Origin of the sequence: Shimia sediminis, from assembly GCF_003990645.1 — a bacterium.
Classification (GTDB): domain Bacteria; phylum Pseudomonadota; class Alphaproteobacteria; order Rhodobacterales; family Rhodobacteraceae; genus Shimia; species Shimia sediminis.
Window position 1 is genome coordinate 1 of the sequence record NZ_RYZK01000079.1, and the last position, 701, is coordinate 701.

Below are 701 nucleotides of genomic sequence, written 5' to 3' on the forward strand. Positions count from 1 at the left end.
GGTGGAGGTCTCGGTGGAGGCCGTGGCATAAAAAAAGGAGGAGGTCTTGGAGGCGGTTTTGGAGGTGGTGCTGGTGCCGGCGGTGCCATCGATTTGGGCTCATCTGTACATACCCATCTTACAATTACCAACAGAGTAGGAATTCCTCACTCAGTTCCAGTACCAGTACCAGTCGAAAGAAACGTCCCAGTGCCAGTACCTCACCCCGTAGCCTTTCCAGTAGACAAACCTTATCCAGTGAAAGTAGCTGAACCTTATCCAGTTCATGTCGACAAACCTTATCCAGTCTACGTTGAGAAGAAAGTGCCTGTACCAGTAAGCTATCCCGTCAAAGTACCAGTTCCTCATCCCGTTCCAGTTAAAGTACCTAAACCAATAGCCGTCCCTGTTCACAAGCCTGTACCAGTCCATATACCTGAAATCAACATCGTTAAGAAGCCATATCCAGTCATTATCAAAGGTGATGACCATGGATCTTCATTTGGTTCCTCTTTCGGATCTTCCCTCGGTGGAGGATTCTCTGGAGGACATGACTTCGGAGGCAGCTTTGGATCGTCCTTGAAACACTACTAATTACCATCTAAGACTTTTTTTTATTTCATTGTCCATTTAGTTTAAACTTCATTATTTAAACGAACATGTACCATTGCATACTCCGTCTTTCATTAAAATTTAAGCTTTTTAACTCAAAAATAAACTTC

1 pseudogene is annotated in these 701 nt (G+C 44.1%); it reads left to right on the plus strand.

From position 1 onward, the window contains the following. Positions 1-573, plus strand: a pseudogene (locus EK369_RS22940) (hypothetical protein); the annotation flags it as partial. Positions 574-701: the final 128 nt, after the last annotated feature.